Source organism: Amycolatopsis sp. DG1A-15b (assembly GCF_030285645.1).
In the GTDB taxonomy this organism is placed as follows: Bacteria; Actinomycetota; Actinomycetes; order Mycobacteriales; family Pseudonocardiaceae; genus Amycolatopsis.
The window spans coordinates 9,632,249-9,650,209 of the sequence record NZ_CP127296.1 but is presented as its reverse complement, the minus strand read 5'-3'; the positions used below and the strand labels follow the sequence as shown (position 1 = coordinate 9,650,209).

Genomic DNA, 17,961 nt, shown 5'->3' with positions numbered 1-17,961 from the left:
GGTCCCCGTACTCGATGGGCTGCTCATCACACTCCAGTCGCGAAAAGAGGACCGGGTATTACACGGCGCCTCACAGACCTGCTTTGTACGGCGCATCGTATCGGCCCGGAGAATCTTCCCCGGCACCGAGCGCACGTTCCAGAGAACAACGCAACACACAATCGGGCAGAGCTTGCAGTGCCTCCAGGTCGAGATCCGTGACGTCGAGAAGATCGGATTCGAGCAGGTTCTCGTCGGCCATCGACGCTGCCGCCCCTCGTGCTGCCGCTGATGGTTTCCATCATAACCGGGCGTCCGTCACTCCAGAGAAGGATGAACCGTTCGGTGGATCGAGCTGCCGCCAGAAAGATCAATCGGCGTCGGCGGTCTCGCGATCACCCGGACGAGCGTGTTTCATTGATCAGGAGGAAAAGAGGCGCTATGGAGGAGATCGTCCGAGCGGCCCCGTTGGCATTTCGTCAATTCATCCTCAAGCTGCACGGCCGGTGCAACCTGGCCTGCGACTACTGCTACCTCTACACCAAAGCCGACCACGGCTGGCAGCTTCGCCCGCGGGCCTTGTCGCCGGAGCTGGCCGACCGGACCGTCGCCAGGATCGCCGAACACGTCGCCGCGCACCGCGTGCCGACCCTGGCTGTCCTGCTGCACGGCGGCGAGCCGCTGCTCGGCGGTCTTCCGCTCGTCCGGCGGATCGCGGACGCCTTGCGGGACAAGGTGGCCGCCCGAGTCCGGCTCTCGATGCAGACCAACGGAACCCTGCTCACCGAGGCCACTCTGGAGGTGCTGAGCGAGCTGGACGTCGGCGTCGGCGTGAGCCTCGACGGAGACCGGATCGCCCACGACCGGCACCGCCGCGGGCCCGGTGGGCAAGGGAGCCACGCGGACACGGCGGCCGCGCTGCGGCGGCTGAATTCCCCCGCTTTCCGCGAGATATACCGCGGGGTGCTGTGCACCATCGATCTGCGCAACGATCCCGTCGCCTGCTACGAAGCCCTGCTGGAGTTCTCTCCGCCCCGGGTCGATTTCCTGCTCCCGCACCACACCTGGGACGCGCCACCGCCGGGCGCGGGCCGGTACGCGGATTGGCTGATCCGCATCTTCGACCGCTGGTACGGCGCGGACCGGCGCGAAACGGGGGTGCGGTTGTTCGAGGAGATCATCCACGTGCTGTTCGGCGGCCGGTCCGCCGTCGAAAGCGTGGGCGGCCCGCCGTCGGCCCCGTTCCTGGTGGTGGAAACCGACGGTTCGATCAGCCGCTCGGACATTCTTGCCTCCGCCGCCGAAAACGTGGCGAAAACCGGTCTGCACGTGGACCGGGATCCGTTCGACGCCGCACTCCCCGGTGCGGCACCGCCACCACTGAGCGCGAGCTGTCGGGCGTGCGACCTGGTGCGGGTGTGCGGCGGCGGGCTCCCGACGCACCGGTACCGCTCGGGCAGCGGTTTCGACAATCCCTCGGTCTACTGCGCGGACCTCTACCGATTGATCGCGCACATCCGGGCCCGGCTCACCGCCGACCTCGGCGCGTTGCGCGGTACCCGATGAGAGCGGTCCCGTTCACCCTGCGGCGGGCTCAGTTCGCCGCGCTCGCCCGGGGCGGCGGGGGCCCGTCCGTGGTGCGCCTGCTCGCCGACGCCCGGCTCAGCCGCACCCTCCACCTGATCAGGCACCTGGCCGGCACGCAGAATTCCGCGGCGTCCGCCCTCGCCGTCCTGGCTCGCTTGGAAAAAGCGCGGCCCGGGTCCGTCGTCCGAGTGCTCCGTCACCCGTCGGTGGGCGCTTGGGCGTTGCGGGTGGCCACCCGGGGAGAAACCGCGGTACCGGGCCTCCAGCGGATCATCCTGGCCGCGGCCGTCCACGCCCGCGTTCCGGTGACGGCCGACGTGCCGGGCCGCGACGTCGCGATTCCGGGAATGGGCACGGTCCTGCTCGCCGAGCCGGGCAGAATCACGGTGACACCGATTCCGGGCGGCACGCGAATCGGGCCGGTCACGATTCCCCTCGACTGGCGCCTGCCGGCCGACCACTGGTACCCGCTCCCCCGCGTCACGGTCGGCGCCCGGGACCGGCCCGTCACATTCCTCCTGGACGACTGGTCCGGTGCGGACGAGCCGCCCGCGATGGTCCCGGACACCGCCGCGGTCCCGGACGTGTGGGAGAAGGCGCTCGGCGCGGCCTGGCAGGTGCTCAGCCGCCACCACCCCGGCACCGCGGACGAGCTGCCGTGGGCGATCAAGGTGGTCACGCCCCTGCGCGGAGGGAAGTCCAGTCCGGTGAGCGGCACCGCCGACGCGGCGTTCGGGTGCGTCTTCCTTTCCCCGCCCGCCGATCCGGTGACCGCGGCCGCGAGCCTGACCCACGAGCTCCAGCACACCAAGCTCATCGGGCTGACCGATTTGTTCCCGCTGATTTCGCCCGGCGCGGATCGCCGGTACTACGCGCCGTGGCGAACCGATCCGAGGCCGGCGAGCGGCCTGCTGCACGGCAGCTACGCGTTCGCTGGGGTGGCGGCTTTCTGGCGGAAACAGCGGCGAGTCCCGGCACCGCCGGCCGACCGGCTGTTCGCCGAAACGGAGTTCGCGCGGTGGCGGAAAGCGGTGGCCGAGGCACTGGCCGAGCTCCGGGCCGGAGACGAGCTGACCGACCTGGGCCGCGAATTCACCGATTTGCTGGCGGAGACCGTCACCGGCTGGCTCGCCGAACCGGTCGGCCGCACCGCCGCGGCCGCCGCGGGCCGGCTCGATTCGGACCACCGCGCCGCCTGGCTCGCGGTGCACCGGACCGCTTGAAACTCCGCGAGGTGTATCCGCCCGGCCGATTCCACGAGGTGGGTGGCGTGCCGGCCGTCGACCTCGCGGCCCAGAGCATCCGGCGCCACGGCGACCGGGTACCGGGAAGTGCTTGAAGGCGCAACTAGATGCGAGTAGTAGTGGTACGAGGACCGAACGAGTCCGTTCACTCTTCAGGGGAGAAGCAATGCCACTTGGTTTCAGCCTTCCGGTGTTCGGCAAGGCGGCGGCCACGCCGGGCGGGATCGCGCGGTACGCGCGCGAGGCGGAACGGGCCGGGGCGGCCAGTCTCTGGGTCGGCGACCGGCTGCTGTCGCCGGTCGCCCCGGTCGTGCCGTACCCGGGCTACGACACCATGCCCGAGGAGTTCCACACCGCGCAGGACCCGTTCACCGCGCTGGCCGTCGCCGCGGCCGTGACCGAAACCGCGGTCCTCGGTTCCAGCACCATCAACGCGACGCAGTACCAGCCGGCCAACTTCGCCCGGATGCTGACCAGCATCGACGTCGCGAGCAACGGCCGGCTCCTCCCGGGGCTGGGCATCGGCTGGTCCCCCGACGAGTACGCGGCCGTCGGCGTGCCGATGTCCGAGCGCGGCAAGCGGCTCGACGACCTGCTCGACCTGCTCGAGACGTGGTGGACGAAGGACACCGTGACGCACGAGGGCGTCGGCTACCGGATCGCGGAGTCCGACGTCGCCCTGAAGCCGGTGCGCAAGCCGCCGGTCCACCTGGCCGGCTTCGGCGAGAAGTCACTGCGCCGGGTCGCCGAGCGGGCCGACGGCTGGCTCCCGGTCTGGTCGGTGCCCGAGCAGTTCCCCGCCGACGTGATCACCTCGACCCTGGCCAAGCTCCGCGCCGACGCCGAGCGGGCCGGCCGCGACCCGCAGGCGCTGGGGGTGGCGCTGCGGGTGAACCCCGACCCCGGCACGGACGCGGAGGTCATCGCCGAGTCGGTCACCAAGATCGTCGAGCTGGTGGCCCCGGACCACACCTTCGTGGACCTCACCTACCTGACCGGCAGCATCGAGGAGCACCTCGACCTCACCGGCCGGCTGCTCGAGCTGACCGCCAAGGGCTGACCGCCGGCGCGGGAGCCCTCGGCCCGGCGGGCTCCCGCGCCGTGGTGTTCACCCTCCGATGAGCGGGGCGACCGGGTCCGAAGTGGACCGCGGTACGGCGCCGCGCCGGAGGAGCGGGGCGAAGGCGACGAGCAGGAGTGCGGCGCCCAGCGGGATGAAGTTCTTGTCGAGCAGGGGCAGGACGACCTCGGCGAGGACCAGTACCGGCGCCCACGGCTTCACCCGCCGCCCGACGGCGAGCAGGGTGACCAAGGCGAGCTGGCCGGCGAAGAACAGCAGCGGCCCGTAGCTGTAGAACGCCGCGTCGACGCCCGGCACGTCCTGGATCCGGGCGAAGAACGCGTCCATCCCGCCGCGATCGGCGGACCGGAACCCGGCCACGAGGTCGATGCCGAACTGGACGCCGACGGCCAGCTCGCCGGCGATCCCGGCGACGAACCCGGCGGTGGCGAGGCCGGTGCGGCCCGCCATCGTCCACATCGTCCGGAAGGCCAGGGCGAAGAATCCCAAACCCACGAGGAAAACCAGGTGACCGGCGGTCCACGCGAGCCCCGGGCCGCGGCTGCCGTCCAGGCCGTCCAGGATCCTGATGACGCCGTAGAGGCCCAAGCAAAGCGGGGCGAGGAGGAACGGGAGAGCTGGAGAACGCATGCAGCAGAGTCTCTTCGCGCCTGCCGCACACGGACAATCGGGGAACTCCCCGAAGTGCCCCGGACTCCGGCTCAGGGTCGCCACCGGAAACGATTCAGCGACCGACCCGAAAGTTTCGGCGAGAAATACGTTCTTTTCGAAAACGGAACTCCGGCGGGGAATAATCACGATTCCGGCTCGGCGTTTGGTTGAAGTTTGTCCGGATCGGGGATAAGCTGCTGCCACCCTGGGAGCGCTCCCACATGAACCACCACCGCTCGATCATCCGAGAATGGAGGCTCATCCATGCGTAGGCGCAACTTCTCCGGGTCCGGTACCGGACGACGGGGCCTGATCGCCCTGGTCATCGCCGGGCTGGCCGGCCTGTTCGTCGGGGTGCCCGCCGCCTCGGCGCACGGGACCATCGTCAGTCCCCCCACCCGGGCCTACCAGTGCTGGAAGGACTGGGGCAGCCAGCACACGAACCCCGCCATGCAGCAGCAGGATCCCATGTGCTGGGCGGCTTTCCAGGCCAACGCCGACACCATGTGGAACTGGATGAGCGCCCTGCGGGACGGGCTGCACGGCAACTTCCAGGGGGCGACGCCCGACGGGCAGCTGTGCAGCAACGGCCTGGCGCGCAACAACTCCCTGAACACCCCCGGCCAGTGGCGCACCACCAGCCTCGGCAGCACCTTCTCGATGCACCTGTACGACCAGGCCAGCCACGGCGCCGACTTCATCCGGGTCTACGTCAGCAAGAACGGCTACGACCCCACCACCCAGCGCCTCGGCTGGGGCAACCTCGACCAGGTCACGCAGACCGGCCGCTACGCCCCGGCGAAGGACATCACCTTCACCGTCCAGACCTCCGGCGGTTACCGCGGACACCACGTCGTCTTCACGATCTGGCAGGCTTCGCACCAGGACCAGACGTACATGTGGTGCAGTGACGTGGACTTCGGCTGACCACAGTGCGCCGTGCCGCATCGAACAGGGCTCGCTCTGTTCAATGCGGCACGGCGTGTTCTTTTCTGACCGATCCTGAGCGTTTCGCTTCGAAAGCCTGGCCGCTCGCCGGGGCCGGGTGTTAACCAGTGTCTCGAACATTTTCCGGCTGCGCAGGATCCGGGAGGAACGAGCCGATGAGACCGACCCACTCCGCGCTCCGCAGGACGCTGTCCACGGCGTTGCGGTTCTTGGCGCTGTCCGCGCTCGCCGGCGGGCTGCTGACCGCCGTCCCGGCGCAGGCCCAGGCGTCCACTGCCGGGCTCAAGGGCGTCAACTGGGCCGACACGCGGGACAACTTCGTCAACGGCGTGCTGTACGTCTCCGGGCTCGGTGCCTCGGACACGTACTCCTCGGCCGCCGCCACGGCGAACCAGGTCGTCGGCCAGCTGTATTCGATCACCGGGGCGAGCACGGTCCGGATGCCGATCAACGAACCGACGGTCTCCGGCTACTGGGGCACCTACACCGGGGCGATCGACACCGCGCTCACCAAGGGCAAGGTGATCCTGGCGTACTGGGCCTACACCGGGGGCAGGCCGACGGACACGGGCCGGTTCCAGCAGATGTGGGACACGGTCGTCGCCAAGTACGGCAGCAACCCGAACGCCTACTTCGAGGTCATCAACGAGCCGTACGCCTACAGCGCGGGCGACCTGAACAACTTCTACACCGCCTGGCTGAACCGGTACCCCGGCGTGCCCCGCGACCGGGTGATCCTCGACGGCGCCGGCCTGGCCCAGAACGTGCCCGCGGTCGGCGGCGACCGGCGGCTCGACGGGACGCTGCTGGCGGCCCACGACTACTCGTTCTTCGCCGGCTACGAAAGCGAAACCGAGTGGGCCGACCACATCGGCGGCTACATCGGCGCGTACGCGGACCGGACCGTCGTCACCGAGTGGGGCGGCCCGATGTCGCCCGGCAGCAAGAACGGCGTGCACTACGACTCCCTCGACTACAGCATCCCGAGCGGATCGTTCTTCGCCGACTACATCCGGGGCGTCAGCGGGAAACTGCGGAGCCTGGGCGTGGGCAGCGTGTACTGGCCGGGCCTGCGCGACGGCGACTGGTACAGCATGACGACCAAGGCGGGAACCGGCCCGGGCATCAAGCTGTCGCTGTCGAACGCCAGCGGGCTGACCCGGCTGCGGTACGCGTGGGGCATCGGCGACGGAGGCGGCACGTACGTCCGGATCGTCAACGCCGCCACCGGGCTGTACGTCGACGGGCTGGGGCGCTCCTCCAGCGGCTCCGGCACCGGCCAGGCGAGCGGCGACCCCGCCCGCTACGACCAGCAGTGGGTCATCGAGAACGCCGGCAACCGCGTGCGCATCAAGAACCGCGCCACCGGCCTCTACCTGGACGGCGCGGGCCGCACCACCAACGGCGCCGTCGTGAGCCAGTACGCCGCGAGCGGCAGCGCCAACCAGCTGTGGTCGGTGGTGACCGACGCGAACAACGTGCGCATCCGGAACAGCAGCACCGGCGAGTACCTCGACGGCATGGGCCGCACCGCCAGCGGCACCGACCTCGGTCAATACGGTGACAGCAGCAGCACCAACCAGCGGTGGCGCATCGTCGCCGCCGGCTGAGCCCGTCACCCGGACGGGGCCGGTGTTCCGGTCCCGTCCGGCCTTTCTGCACCACAACGTCGCATTTGCCCGCTCATCGCTTCGCATCCGCATGTTTTGCGGAGCGCAAGGGCGTCAAACCGTGACCGAGCCGTCCGGCGGACACCGCCGTCGCGGAAGGGAGCGGAGCGATGCGAGCACTGACCGTGGTGCCGGAACAGCGGGGGTCCCTGCGGACCGGCACGGTACCCGAGCCGCAACCGGGGCCGGGCGAGCTGCTCGTGCGGGGGCTCGCCCTCGGCGTGTGCGGCACGGACAAGGAGATCGCCCGCGGCGAGTACGGCTGGGCGCCACCCGGCCGGGACCGCTTGGTGCTGGGACACGAGTCACTCGGCCAGGTGATCACCCCGGCCGCCGGCTTCGCCGAGGGCGACCTCGTCGTCGGGGTCGTCCGGCGCCCCGACCCGGTGCCGTGCGGCGCGTGCGCGGCCGGGGAGTTCGACATGTGCCGCAACGGCCGCTACACCGAGCGCGGTATCAAGGAGATCGACGGCTACGGCAGCGAACGGTGGACCGTCGAGGCGGATTACGCGGTCCGCCTCGATCCCCGCCTGCGGGACGTCGGCATGCTGCTGGAACCCACGACGGTCGTCGCTAAGGCGTGGGAGCAGATCCAGCGCGTCGGGGAACGCGCCTGGTTCGAGCCGCAGCGGGTGCTGGTCACCGGCGCGGGCCCGATCGGGCTGCTCGGCGCGCTGCTGGGCGTGCAGCGCGGCCTCGACGTCCACGTCCTCGACCGCGTCACCGGCGGCCCCAAGCCCCGGCTCGCCGAGGCGCTGGGCGCGACCTACCACCACGACCCGGTCGAAAAGGTGCTGCCGTCGCTCGAGCCAGATGTCGTCCTCGAGGCCACCGGCGTCGGTTCGCTGGTGTTCGACGCGATGGCCGGCACCGGCTCGTACGGCATCGTCTGCCTCACCGGCGTCTCCCCGGCCGGCCGGAGCCTCACCGTGGACGCGGGGACCATCAACCGTGAGCTCGTCCTCGAAAACGACGTCGTCATCGGGTCGGTCAACGCCAACCTGCGCCACTACCGGGCCGCCGCCGACGCGCTCGGCCGCGCGGACCTGGACTGGCTCGGCGGGCTCATCACCCGGCGGGTGCCCCTGGACCGGGCGGCCGACGCCTTCGAAGCGCACGACGACGACGTCAAGGTCGTCATCGACCTCGACGGCGAGCGCTGATCGCCGTGGCCCCGATCGAGGACTACGCCCTGCTGGGCGACCTGCACACGGCGGCGCTGCTCTCGCGCGACGGCGCGATCGACTGGCTGTGCCTGCCCCGCTTCGACTCCCCGGCCTGTTTCGCCGCGCTCCTGCACGACGAGCACGCCGGCACCTGGCGGCTCGCCCCGGCCGGCGGCGGTCCCGCGACCCGGCGTTCGTACCGCGGCGACTCGCTGATCATGGCGACCGAGTGGGACACCCCCGACGGCACGGTCCGCGTCCTGGACTTCATGCCGCCGCGCGGGGAAGCCGCGGACCTCGTCCGCACCGTCGAAGGCGTGTCCGGCCGGGTACCGATGCGCATGCTGCTGCGGCTGCGGCTCGACTACGGCGCCGTCACCCCCTGGGTGCGCAACGAGGACGGCGAGTTCGTCGCGGTCGCCGGGCCCGACGCGATCCGGGTCCGCACCCCCGTGCCGCTGCACGGCGAGGACCTGGCCACGCACGCCGAGTTCACCGTGGCCGCCGGGGAGCGCGTCCCGTTCGTCCTCACCCACCACGCCTCCTACCGGCCGCGCCCGCGGTTCGCCGACGCCGAAGCCGCGCTCGCCGACACGGAACGCTTCTGGGCGGAGTGGATCGGCCGCTGCCGGTACGAGGGGCCGTGGCCGGACGCGGTCCGGCGCGCGCTGATCACGCTCAAGGCCCTCACCTACGCCCCGACCGGCGGCATCCTCGCCGCCGCGACGACGTCGCTGCCGGAACAGCTCGGCGGGTCGCGCAACTGGGACTACCGCTACTGCTGGCTGCGCGACGCGACCTTCACCCTGCAGGCCCTGATCGGCACCGGCTACCACGACGAAGCCCGCGCGTGGCGGGAATGGCTCGTGCGCGCGGTCGCCGGGGACCCCGCCGACCTGCAGATCATGTACGGCCTCGACGGCACCCGCCGGCTGCCGGAGTCGACGCTGGACTGGCTGTCGGGCTACGAAGGCGCCGCCCCGGTCCGGGTCGGCAACGCCGCAGCGGACCAGTTCCAGCTCGACGTCTGGGGCGAGGTCCTCGACGGGCTCCACCTCGTCCGCGAAGCCGGGCTCCCGACGTCCCACCCGGCCTGGGACCTGCAGCGCGGGCTGCTCGACTTCCTCGAAGGCCACTGGGACCAGCCGGACAACAGCCTGTGGGAGGTCCGCGGGCCGCGCCGGCACTTCGTCCACTCCAAGGTGATGGCCTGGGCCGGCGTCGACCGCGCGGTGCACACGGTGGCGGCCCACGGCCTCGACGGCCCGGTCGAGGACTGGCGGGCCCTGCGCGAGAAGATCCACCAGGACGTCTGCGCCCACGGTTACGACGCCGACCGCAACACGTTCACCCAGTTCTACGGCTCGCGCGGCCTGGACGCGGCCCTGCTGCTCATCCCCCGCGTCGGTTTCCTGCCGGCCGGGGACGCCCGGGTCCGCGGAACGGTGGACGCGGTCCGCGCCGAGCTCGCCCACGGCGGTTTCGTCCGGCGCTACGACCCCGACGCGGACGGCGGCGTCGACGGACTGCCCGGCGGCGAGGGCAGTTTCCTGGCGTGCAGCTTCTGGCTCGCCGACGCCCTCCACGCGACCGGCCGCACGAGCGAGGCCCGCGGGCTGTTCGAGCAACTGCTGGGGCTCCGCAACGACGTGGGGCTGCTGTCGGAGGAGTACGACACCGCCTCGGGGCGGCAGGTGGGAAACACCCCGCAGGCGTTCAGCATGGTCGGGCTGGTCAACACGGCCAGGCAGCTTTCGGGTTCGGAAACCGGCACGAACGCTCCGGGCGAGCACCAGCGCCCCCTGGACGATTGAGGCGTAACTCGGTCAGTGGTCGTAGGCGGTCAGGGATCGGGGGACGGGTCGGCCGGTGGCGCGGTTCGAGTCAGGACGGCCGGATCAGCCGGACTCCGCGCTCGGTGAGGAAGCGGTCCAGTTCGGCGGAGACGTAACCTTTGTCGGCGATGATCGCGATCACCCCGGTGGTCGTGCTCGGCACCGTCCTCGCCACGCTGCTGAAGCGGGATTCTCAGCCGCGTTCGGCAGCGGCGGCGAACATCCCGGCCTCGTAGGACCCGCCCTTCTGGTGCACGATCACGGCGAGCCGGTTGGCGGCGTTGATCAGGGCGACCAGCGAGACCAGCGCGGCGACCTGCTCGTCGTCGTAGTGCTCGCGCACCCGGGCCCAGGTCTCGTCGGACACGCCTTCGGCGGCGTCGGCGAGCCGGGTGCCCTCCTCGGCGAGGGCGAGGGCGGCCCGCTCGGCTTCGCTGAAGACCGTCGACTCCCGCCAGGCGGCGACGAGCGCGAGCCGGACCGCCGTCTCGCCGGCCGCGGCGGCTTCCTTGGCGTGCATGTCGAGGCACCAGCCACACCCGTTGATCTGGCTGGCCCGCAGGCTGACCAGTTCACGGGTGAGCTTCGGCAGCGGCGACCGGTCGATGACCTGCCCGAGGCCGGCGAACCGCTTCGCCAGCCGGGAGCCGGTGTCGGTGGTGAACAGGTCGATGCGGGGTTCCATGGGTTCGTCCTCCGGTGTCCTGGGATGGGAACGACCTCAAGACACCGGCGGGCCGGACCTTGTGACAGTCAGTCCTCCGGGTCGGCCACCTGGAGCTCGACGCGGTGCCGGAGGTAGCCGTCGGGGTGGGTCCGCGCGAGGTGCACCGCCTCGGCGACCAGCGGGTGCAGCTCGGCGGGGTAGCGGGCCGGGTCGAGGGTGAGCCCCGGCAGCACCCACCGGCGGACGTCGAGGTCGTCGTTGGCGACGAACTCGCGCAGGGCGGCGCGGTTCCAGCGGTCCTGGAGGTCGTCGAGCGGCTCGAAGCGTGGCCCAGTACCAGGCGCGGGCCGCCCCCGCGCGTTCCGGGTTCGTGCCGGTGGCGAGGACTTCGAGGAGCGCTTCCTGCGTCCGGCGGGCTCCGAACGCCCGGCGGAGCGGCTCGACGAACTGCCGGTTGAAGCTGGGGTTCGGGTCGTGGACCGCGGCGCGCACGAGCGCGGCGAAGAACGGCTCCGGGAGGTCGGGGTAGCCGGAGTACCGGTTGCCCAGCGCGCCACGCAGGACGACGCGCTGGTCCTCCTCGCTCTCGCCGGCCGCCGCCGTCCGGGCGGGGAGGTGGACCCGGCACAGCTCGATCAGCTCGGCCAGGCAGTGCGGGAAGCCGTCGCCGGTGGCACGGCCCGGCAGGGGCATCAGGTTCATCGTGTCTTGTCCTTCGCCCCGGGCAGTTCCGTCGTTACCCGGATGTATCACCGCTCCTCCCCGCGTGCTCGGAGAGGCGAGGGTGCTACGAATCGAGGAAGGGATCGACATGTCCGCAACGTTTTCCGGGGGACGGAACCGGCTCCTGCGCAAGCTGGGTGGCGTCACCGTCGCCGCCGCGCTGTCCGCCGCACTGATGGCCGTCACGTCCGGGGTGGCCCACGCCTCCCTGTCGCAGGTCCAGGACGGGTTCGAGGTCAACCCGCAGTCGTCGTGGCTGGTCGCGACCGGGGGTTCCGCGTCGGCCGGGTTCGACATCGGGGCCGGGACCGCTCGCTCCGGCCGCAACAACGGCTGGCTGTTCGCCACCAACGGCTGGGCGTTCGAGGGCTTCTGGGTGCCCACGAACTCGGTGCCGGGCAATGCCCAGTGCGCGTCGCAGTTCCTCATGCAGACGGCGGGCGGGGCGCAGGTCGGCATCGAGATCTGGGACGCCTTCGGGCACCTGCTGTCCAGCACCTACCCGTGGCTCAACGGCAGCGGCGCGTACCAGGCGGTCAACACGGCCCGGTGGAACCTCAACGGCGTCAACCCGGTGTTCGTCAAGGCGATCATCGGGGCGAACGGCTCGTCCAGGTTCGTCCGGCTCGACGACATGACCACGCAGTGCTACTGGTGATCGGGCTGTACCATCACTGCCGATGAGCTGGGCGGGGTGGAAGGTGCGGTTGCGGGAGGTCCGCCCGGCGGATCACCGCACCCTGATCGGGTTCGACCGTGATTCGGACCGGCAGATCGGCGGTTACCGCCACTGGGCAACGCACCGCGGCCCGGCGGGTGACGACTTCCACTTCGCGATCGAGACACTGCACAACCGGACGCTGGTCGGGTCGATCTGGATCCAGGCCGACCCGGCCAGCGGCCACTTCAGCTACGGCGTCGGCATCGGGCCCCAGTACCGCCGCTGCGGCTACGCGGCCGACGCGGTCACGGTCCTGCTGGCGTACATGTTCGAGCTGCGGCGGTACCGCAAGTGCGAGGTCAGCATCAACGGGAGCAACTTCGCCTCGCTGGCGCTGCACGGAGAGCTGGGCTTCCGCGAGGAGGGCCGCCCGCGGGACACGGAGCTGCGCCGCGGAGAGGTCCGGTACCCGGTGCTGATGGGCCTCACGGCCGAGGGTTTCGCCGCGCACCAGCCGGCCTTCGTGGCCTCCCGCGGCCCGGTGCGCCCCTGGCGGGGACGGCATTGGCGGACACCCCGCCGGGGACGGCACTGGCGCACCGAACACCTGCGCCCGGCCCGCTGAAGCGCACGCGATTCCGGCTCAGCGTGTGAACGCCGCCACCGGGCCCGGCGGCGCGGACGTCGCCGAGGTGAAGCTCCCCACCACCGGGTCCGGGCGGTCGCCCATCCGGGCTTCCACCCGCCGCAGCAACTGCCCGTTGTCCGGGCGATCCGGCCCACCGGCGTCCCGAGGATCTCCAGCCGCCCTTCGTCGGCGACGGCCAGGCCCAGCAGCAGGCCGAGCAGGGCCCCGACCGGCCGTCACCGGGCCGGTGAAATGTCCGAGTCAACCCTTGGTCGGCCATCACACAATCCACTGTGGAGGATCGGATGGTGGCGCGGCGGGGTGCAACCGCCGCGCCACCTCCAGCACCGTCAGCCCGGGGCGACCGCCCGCCCCGTCTGCGGTGAGATCATCCCGGCGCAGAGCCCGCGACCGGCGAGCGTCTGGGCGATGCGCGGGATCGCGGACAGCGTGTTGGCCGGCCATTCGTGCATCAGGATGACCTGGCCGTTCGTGAGCCGGGCGTTGGCCGCGACGATCGCGTCCACACTCGCGTTGTTCCAGTCTCCCGAGTCGACGTCCCAGATGATCTGGCGGAGGCCGTACCTGGCCTCGACCGACTGGACCGTCGCGTTCGTTTCCCCGTACGGCGGCCGGAACAGCCGGGGCGTACCGCCGCCCGCGGCCGAAATCGCCTGCTGGGTCCGGGAAATCTCGGAATCCACCTGTGCCTGGCTCTGCTGGGTCAGGTGCGGGTGCGTGTAACTGTGGTTGCCCACCCACATCCCCGCGCTCACCTCCGCGCGGACCTGCGCCGGGTACGCGGCCGCGTACTGGCCCTCGTTGAACATCGTGGCCCGCAACCCGTTCTGCCGCAACGCGTTCAGAATGGCCGGGGTGTGGGCGTTCGACGGCCCGTCGTCGAACGTCAGGCCGACGTACCCGTTGCACGCGGCGGCTTGCGCCGGCGTGACGGCGGCCGTGCTCGCCACGGCGATGGCCGCCGTGGCCAGGAGGGTGCTCCACACGCGCATGGTCAGCCCACCGTGATGTTGGAGTTGCCGCTGCTCTGGTAGCCCTCGGTGGCCAGGATCATGTAGTAGTTGAAGCTGCCCAGCCGCATGCCGGCGCGGCCCCACGCGTCGAAGTGGTTGCCGGTGGTGATGGTGCCGCCGGTCCGCCGCTGCTGGCGAACGCTCCAGTACTGGTTGAACGTCTTGTTGCCTTCGACGGACGGCGCGTTGTAGCGGGTCGTCTGGTAGATGTCGTACGTGCCGCCGTCGCTGGTCACGCTGCCCTTGTACGTCCCGGTCGGCCGCCAGCTGCCCCAGTTGTCGACGATGTAGTACTCGACGAGCGGGTTGGACGTCCAGCCGTAGAGCGCCAGGTAGCTGTTGCCCGAGGGGTTGAAGCTGCCGGAGTAGTTCACGTTCCGCCGGCTGCCGTTGCTCCAGCCCTTGCCGGCGACGAAGTTGTTGACGTTGCTCCAGTTGGTCCGGTAGTTCCCGCCGGAACCGAGCGTCATGGAGACCGAGCCGCCACCGGCGGTCCAGAACGAGTAGTAGTACCCGTTGTTGTTGCCCGTCTGGTTGGTCGTGATGACCGTGTCGGCCCAGGCGGTGCCGGGCAGGAATGCGGCGATCAGCGCAAGGACGGCGCCGCCGGCGAACACCCTGCTGCGGCCGCGTTTCTTGGTGAGCATGCTTCCTCCTCGTCGAGGCTGGCAAGCGAGCCAGGATGGCCAAAGCATGCGAGTGGTTCTGCTGGTCAGGCAATAACTTTCGGAAAGTTTCGGCCGCCGCGCGTCACTCGCCGCGATGACCGCAGGGGTCAGGCGTAGGGGTCACGCTGGGCCCAGAGCAGGCCACGCGACCGCACGGCCGCCGGGGCACCGAGGAGCCGGATCCATGCCCCGGCGGGCCCTTCGCCACCCGCGACGGCGACGGACCGGTACGCTCCGGCCTCGCTGCGCTCGCTGTGCCGGACCACTTCGTCGAAGAACCAGTCCGAGGCGATCACCGCCAGCACGGCGGACGTGTCCGCCAGTGCGCGCTTCAGCACCGGCGCGTCCACCAAGTGGTGGGCGTGCAGGATCGACGTCCCGGTCACGCCGTGCTCGTCATAGGACACTTCCCCGGCGTGCAGCGCCAGCCTGAGCCGGATGCACTCCTGAGGCGGGTGAACCCGGTTGTGCGCCGCGAGTTCATCAGCAAGGGCACCGAGGAGCAGGTCGGCGAACAGCGTCTTGGTGATCTCCGCCGAGGCGAGCACGAGCACGCCGTCACCGAGATCGGCGTGCCGGCAGGCGGCCCACGGAATCCCGGCCGCGCCGAAGGCCCGCTCGAGCGCGCAATACATCCCCTGCCGCACACGCAGCTTGTTGGGATTGGTGCGGGCGTACCGGCCAAAGCCGGCGACATCCACGACGACCAACGTGCAGTGGGCGGTCCGCAGCCCGACGCTGCCCTGCCAGTCCACGACAGCCTCACGGAACGGTGCGACCCCGATGGTCCCCGGAGCCCGTCCGGGCCGCGGGCGGCGGCTCCGTCCGCCGGGCCGCGGCTCCGTCACGTCAGGATCGGCCATCTCGCGTTCCTTCGTTGCCAAGAGCATCAGCCGATCGGGCGAGCGTCGTCGCCGTGTAGGACAGTGCGCTGATGTCTATCCTCAGCGTACGCAACCGGAGATGACACCGGCATCACACTGGTACCATCGTTCGGTTACCGTAACCAATGAACGTTCCCCGCAGCTGCGTCTGCTCGTGCAGAAGGTCGTGAACATGGGTGATCCGGTCCGCACTGCATCGCAGCCCGCGTCCGACCACATCGGACAGTAGCGGAGCCCGGAGTGTCCACGCCGCCGTCTCCGGTCGTTGCCTCATGGGAACTCGCCCTGCGCCTGAAACGACGTCGTGAGCAGCTCGGCATCGAAGTCAGGACGATCACGGAGACACTCGGCTTCACCCGCAACTACTGGTCCGCGATCGAGAACGAGCGCAAGATTCTTTCTACGGAGACCCTCGCCCGTATCGTCGAACTGTTCGAATTCGACAACGAGGAAAAAGAAGAGCTTTTCGCCTTGCGCACGGCGGCCAAAGAACGCGGCTGGTGGACGCGCTATCCCGCGTTGTTCGACGATGAGATCCAGCGTCTTTTCGGGCTGGAACAAGGCGCCCGGAGCATGCGCAGCTACGAAAACCTGCTCATTCCCGGACTGCTGCAGACCGCCGAGTACATCGAGGCGATCATGATGCCCGACGTGACCATGCGCCCGGTTGAGGTCGACCAGCGAGTGGAGGTCAGGCTGCGAAGGCAGGAGCGGCTCACCGACGAGCGCAACCCGTTTACGTTCACCGCCGTGATCAGCGAGGCCGCACTCCGGCAGCAGATCGGCGGGCCACGAGTGCTCCGTGCCCAGCTCGGCCACCTCGCCGGCATGATCGAGCAACACCCGGACACCCTGGACGTCCGGGTGATCCCGTTCACCGCGACCGCTTGCGGCCTCTTCGGCGGCGCCACCGTCGTCCTCATCGACTTCGACAACCCCCAGCTGCCCACCGTGGCCTGGCAGGAAACGGTCACCGCCTGGGGCGTCATCGACGACCCAAATCAGGTCAGGGACCTCACCACGACTTATGAAGACGCATACCGGCGTGCGCTGAGTAAGAAAGAAACCCTCAGAATGATCCACCATCACAGCAAGGAACTGGGTTGACCACTGAGATTACCTCCACCGCAGATCACGACCGCAGCGAGTGGTTCAAGAGCAGCTATTCGAACGCCGGCGGCAGCTGCGTAGAAACCCGGTTCGTTTCCGGAGCCGCCTTCGTGCGGGACAGCAAGGATCGCCGGGCCGACTCGCCGGTCATCGCATTGTCATCGACCGCTTGGACCTGCTTCCTGGACACGGTGACACCGACCGACGCCTGACGCAGGTGTTGCGAAGCGAGAATGAGGGTATGCCGGAAGGCCCTCATTCTGGCACTCACCCATCCATTCTTATCGTGGTCACGCGAATTTCCGCATACTTAAAAGTAGAAGGAGTACTGAACACGCCCATGTGCAGCGAACAAATCGAATGCGAACTCCACACTATCAGCCGCCCGAAAACAAGGGAAAACAGTTGCAACAGAACGATAAATCCTTCGCGGCATCCACCGACGGAGAGTGGATCAAGGCAGGACGATCCAACAAAAGGGCTTTTTGCGTCGAACTTCTCCTGGTGCCTGGCGAAGCCGCCATGGTCCGGGACAGCAAGGACCTCCGAGCCGACGCACCAATCCTCACTTTCTCACCGGTGGCATGGCAGGCCTTCCTGAATCACCTGAACCGGGTGGAAGATTGACAGAAAAGATCTGACACACCGATGATGGCGCCCGGCGATGCGCGCCCTCATCCTCCCAGCGCGAGGTCGCCCATCCGGCCGTCGCGGGTTCCCTCTCCCGGTCCCAGTAGGCGAACCCAGCCGCGGGCCGCGGTTTCCTTCTCCCGGACCAGTACCTGTCGGAACCTGTCCGGCCTGCTGGCCGGGCTGTGGCGGATGATCTCGTCGTAGAACCACGCAGACGCGATCATCGCCAACTCCCCGCCCGCGCACGCCACCGCGTCCTCGAGTACACCCGATCGCAGCAGCCGGAACGCGTGCACGATCGCCGCCCCCGTCGTGCCGTGCACGTCATAGCTCACCTCCCCCGCGTGGAGGGCCGCGCGAAGCCGGATTCGTTCCGGACGGCTGCGGGAAGCGTTGTGGACGGCCAGGGATGCCGTGAGCTCGGCCGGGACCAGCTCGCTGAACACCGCCTTCGGGTAGCCCGCAGGCGCCAAGATCAGCACGCCGTCGCCGAGGTCGGCGCGGTAGCAGTCCTCCCACTCCACTCCGCCGGCCGACAGCGCCTGCTCGGCCACGCGGTAGAGGCCGGCCCGCAACGCCAGCCGGTGCATCGTCGTCCTTTCGGGCGCAGAAAAGCCATCGATGGTGAGCGCCAAGATGGTGTGGTGCACCGGATCCGTGACCGGCTCGGCCGGGCAGCCCCGAAACGGGTCGCCCCGGCGCTGCCACCACCGTCCGGTCCAGTCCCTCCACGGCATCTGGCCTCCTCCCGCCGGGCCGCTCGTGTCGGGATGATCGTGAACGCCAGCGGTT

21 protein-coding genes are annotated in these 17,961 nt (G+C 70.0%); 12 read left to right on the top strand and 9 right to left on the bottom strand.

The window, feature by feature from the left end:
* Positions 1-70 precede the first annotated feature (70 nt).
* The gene (locus QRY02_RS44890; protein ID WP_285988759.1) at positions 71-241 is read right to left on the bottom strand and encodes a hypothetical protein; all 171 of its coding nucleotides are present in this window, start codon (positions 239-241) and stop codon (positions 71-73) included.
* Positions 242-420: 179 nt separating this feature from the next.
* Between QRY02_RS44890 and QRY02_RS44885 the strand changes: the two genes are divergently transcribed.
* The 3 genes from QRY02_RS44885 (at position 421) to QRY02_RS44875 (ending at position 3,870) form a co-directional block, all read left to right on the top strand.
* Positions 421-1,545 carry an FxsB family cyclophane-forming radical SAM/SPASM peptide maturase gene (locus QRY02_RS44885; RefSeq protein ID WP_285988758.1) on the top strand — a complete coding sequence of 375 codons (1,125 nt, stop codon included), beginning with the start codon at positions 421-423 and terminating at the stop codon, positions 1,543-1,545.
* On the top strand, positions 1,542-2,789 hold the full coding sequence (locus tag QRY02_RS44880) for an HEXXH motif domain-containing protein (RefSeq protein WP_285988757.1): 1,248 nt from the start codon (positions 1,542-1,544) through the stop codon (positions 2,787-2,789). Before QRY02_RS44885 ends, QRY02_RS44880 begins: the two co-directional genes overlap by 4 nt.
* 187 nt (positions 2,790-2,976) lie before the next feature.
* Entirely contained in the window at positions 2,977-3,870 is an 894-nt protein-coding gene (locus tag QRY02_RS44875) for a TIGR03619 family F420-dependent LLM class oxidoreductase (protein ID WP_285988756.1), read from the top strand.
* Positions 3,871-3,918: 48 nt separating this feature from the next.
* Here QRY02_RS44875 and QRY02_RS44870 read toward each other — a convergent pair whose 3' ends face one another.
* Positions 3,919-4,521, bottom strand: a complete 603-nt coding sequence (locus QRY02_RS44870; protein ID WP_285988755.1) for a hypothetical protein — start codon at positions 4,519-4,521, stop codon at positions 3,919-3,921.
* A 285-nt stretch (positions 4,522-4,806) separates the two neighbouring features.
* Between QRY02_RS44870 and QRY02_RS44865 the strand changes: the two genes are divergently transcribed.
* The 4 genes from QRY02_RS44865 (at position 4,807) to QRY02_RS44850 (ending at position 10,140) form a co-directional block, all read left to right on the top strand.
* Complete coding sequence (locus tag QRY02_RS44865) at positions 4,807-5,469, top strand: lytic polysaccharide monooxygenase auxiliary activity family 9 protein (protein WP_285988754.1); 663 nt, start codon at positions 4,807-4,809, stop codon at positions 5,467-5,469.
* A gap of 176 nt (positions 5,470-5,645) precedes the next feature.
* A complete protein-coding gene (locus tag QRY02_RS44860; protein ID WP_285988753.1) occupies positions 5,646-7,100 on the top strand; it encodes an RICIN domain-containing protein in 1,455 nt (484 codons plus the stop codon).
* Between the two features lie 170 nt (positions 7,101-7,270).
* On the top strand, positions 7,271-8,323 hold the full coding sequence (locus QRY02_RS44855) for a glucose 1-dehydrogenase (RefSeq protein WP_285988752.1): 1,053 nt from the start codon (positions 7,271-7,273) through the stop codon (positions 8,321-8,323).
* Positions 8,324-8,328: 5 nt separating this feature from the next.
* Entirely contained in the window at positions 8,329-10,140 is a 1,812-nt protein-coding gene (locus QRY02_RS44850) for a glycoside hydrolase family 15 protein (protein WP_285988751.1), read from the top strand.
* A gap of 70 nt (positions 10,141-10,210) precedes the next feature.
* Here QRY02_RS44850 and QRY02_RS44845 read toward each other — a convergent pair whose 3' ends face one another.
* The 3 genes from QRY02_RS44845 to QRY02_RS44835 form a co-directional block, all read right to left on the bottom strand.
* The gene (locus tag QRY02_RS44845) at positions 10,211-10,336 is read right to left on the bottom strand and encodes a hypothetical protein (RefSeq protein WP_285988750.1); all 126 of its coding nucleotides are present in this window, start codon (positions 10,334-10,336) and stop codon (positions 10,211-10,213) included.
* An 18-nt stretch (positions 10,337-10,354) separates the two neighbouring features.
* A complete protein-coding gene (locus tag QRY02_RS44840) occupies positions 10,355-10,846 on the bottom strand; it encodes a carboxymuconolactone decarboxylase family protein (RefSeq protein WP_285988749.1) in 492 nt (163 codons plus the stop codon).
* Positions 10,847-10,914: 68 nt separating this feature from the next.
* Positions 10,915-11,061, bottom strand: coding sequence for a hypothetical protein (locus QRY02_RS44835; protein ID WP_285988748.1), 147 nt, complete (start codon positions 11,059-11,061; stop codon positions 10,915-10,917).
* Between the two features lie 578 nt (positions 11,062-11,639).
* Between QRY02_RS44835 and QRY02_RS44830 the strand changes: the two genes are divergently transcribed.
* Complete coding sequence (locus tag QRY02_RS44830; RefSeq protein WP_285988747.1) at positions 11,640-12,209, top strand: hypothetical protein; 570 nt, start codon at positions 11,640-11,642, stop codon at positions 12,207-12,209.
* A gap of 22 nt (positions 12,210-12,231) precedes the next feature.
* Positions 12,232-12,837 carry a GNAT family N-acetyltransferase gene (locus QRY02_RS44825; protein ID WP_285988746.1) on the top strand — a complete coding sequence of 202 codons (606 nt, stop codon included), beginning with the start codon at positions 12,232-12,234 and terminating at the stop codon, positions 12,835-12,837.
* Positions 12,838-13,190: 353 nt separating this feature from the next.
* Here QRY02_RS44825 and QRY02_RS44820 read toward each other — a convergent pair whose 3' ends face one another.
* The 3 genes from QRY02_RS44820 to QRY02_RS44810 all read right to left on the bottom strand — a co-directional run bounded on the left by QRY02_RS44820 (position 13,191) and on the right by QRY02_RS44810 (position 15,297).
* Positions 13,191-13,853: a polysaccharide deacetylase family protein gene (locus QRY02_RS44820; protein WP_285988745.1), complete on the bottom strand. Its 663-nt coding sequence runs from the start codon at positions 13,851-13,853 to the stop codon at positions 13,191-13,193.
* Between the two features lie 2 nt (positions 13,854-13,855).
* A complete protein-coding gene (gene xynA, locus QRY02_RS44815; protein WP_285988744.1) occupies positions 13,856-14,521 on the bottom strand; it encodes an endo-1,4-beta-xylanase XynA in 666 nt (221 codons plus the stop codon).
* A 128-nt stretch (positions 14,522-14,649) separates the two neighbouring features.
* Complete coding sequence (locus tag QRY02_RS44810; RefSeq protein WP_285988743.1) at positions 14,650-15,297, bottom strand: hypothetical protein; 648 nt, start codon at positions 15,295-15,297, stop codon at positions 14,650-14,652.
* Positions 15,298-15,666: 369 nt separating this feature from the next.
* On the opposite strand from QRY02_RS44810, the gene QRY02_RS44805 reads away from it, so the two are divergent.
* The 3 genes from QRY02_RS44805 (at position 15,667) to QRY02_RS44795 (ending at position 17,163) form a co-directional block, all read left to right on the top strand.
* Entirely contained in the window at positions 15,667-16,533 is an 867-nt protein-coding gene (locus QRY02_RS44805) for a Scr1 family TA system antitoxin-like transcriptional regulator (RefSeq protein ID WP_285988742.1), read from the top strand.
* Positions 16,530-16,748, top strand: a complete 219-nt coding sequence (locus QRY02_RS44800) for a DUF397 domain-containing protein (RefSeq protein WP_285988741.1) — start codon at positions 16,530-16,532, stop codon at positions 16,746-16,748. The genes QRY02_RS44805 and QRY02_RS44800 overlap by 4 nt, the downstream gene beginning before the upstream one ends.
* A 193-nt stretch (positions 16,749-16,941) precedes the next feature.
* Complete coding sequence (locus QRY02_RS44795) at positions 16,942-17,163, top strand: DUF397 domain-containing protein (RefSeq protein ID WP_285988740.1); 222 nt, start codon at positions 16,942-16,944, stop codon at positions 17,161-17,163.
* Between the two features lie 47 nt (positions 17,164-17,210).
* Here QRY02_RS44795 and QRY02_RS44790 read toward each other — a convergent pair whose 3' ends face one another.
* Positions 17,211-17,906, bottom strand: coding sequence for a hypothetical protein (locus QRY02_RS44790; protein ID WP_285988739.1), 696 nt, complete (start codon positions 17,904-17,906; stop codon positions 17,211-17,213).
* Positions 17,907-17,961 lie beyond the last annotated feature (55 nt).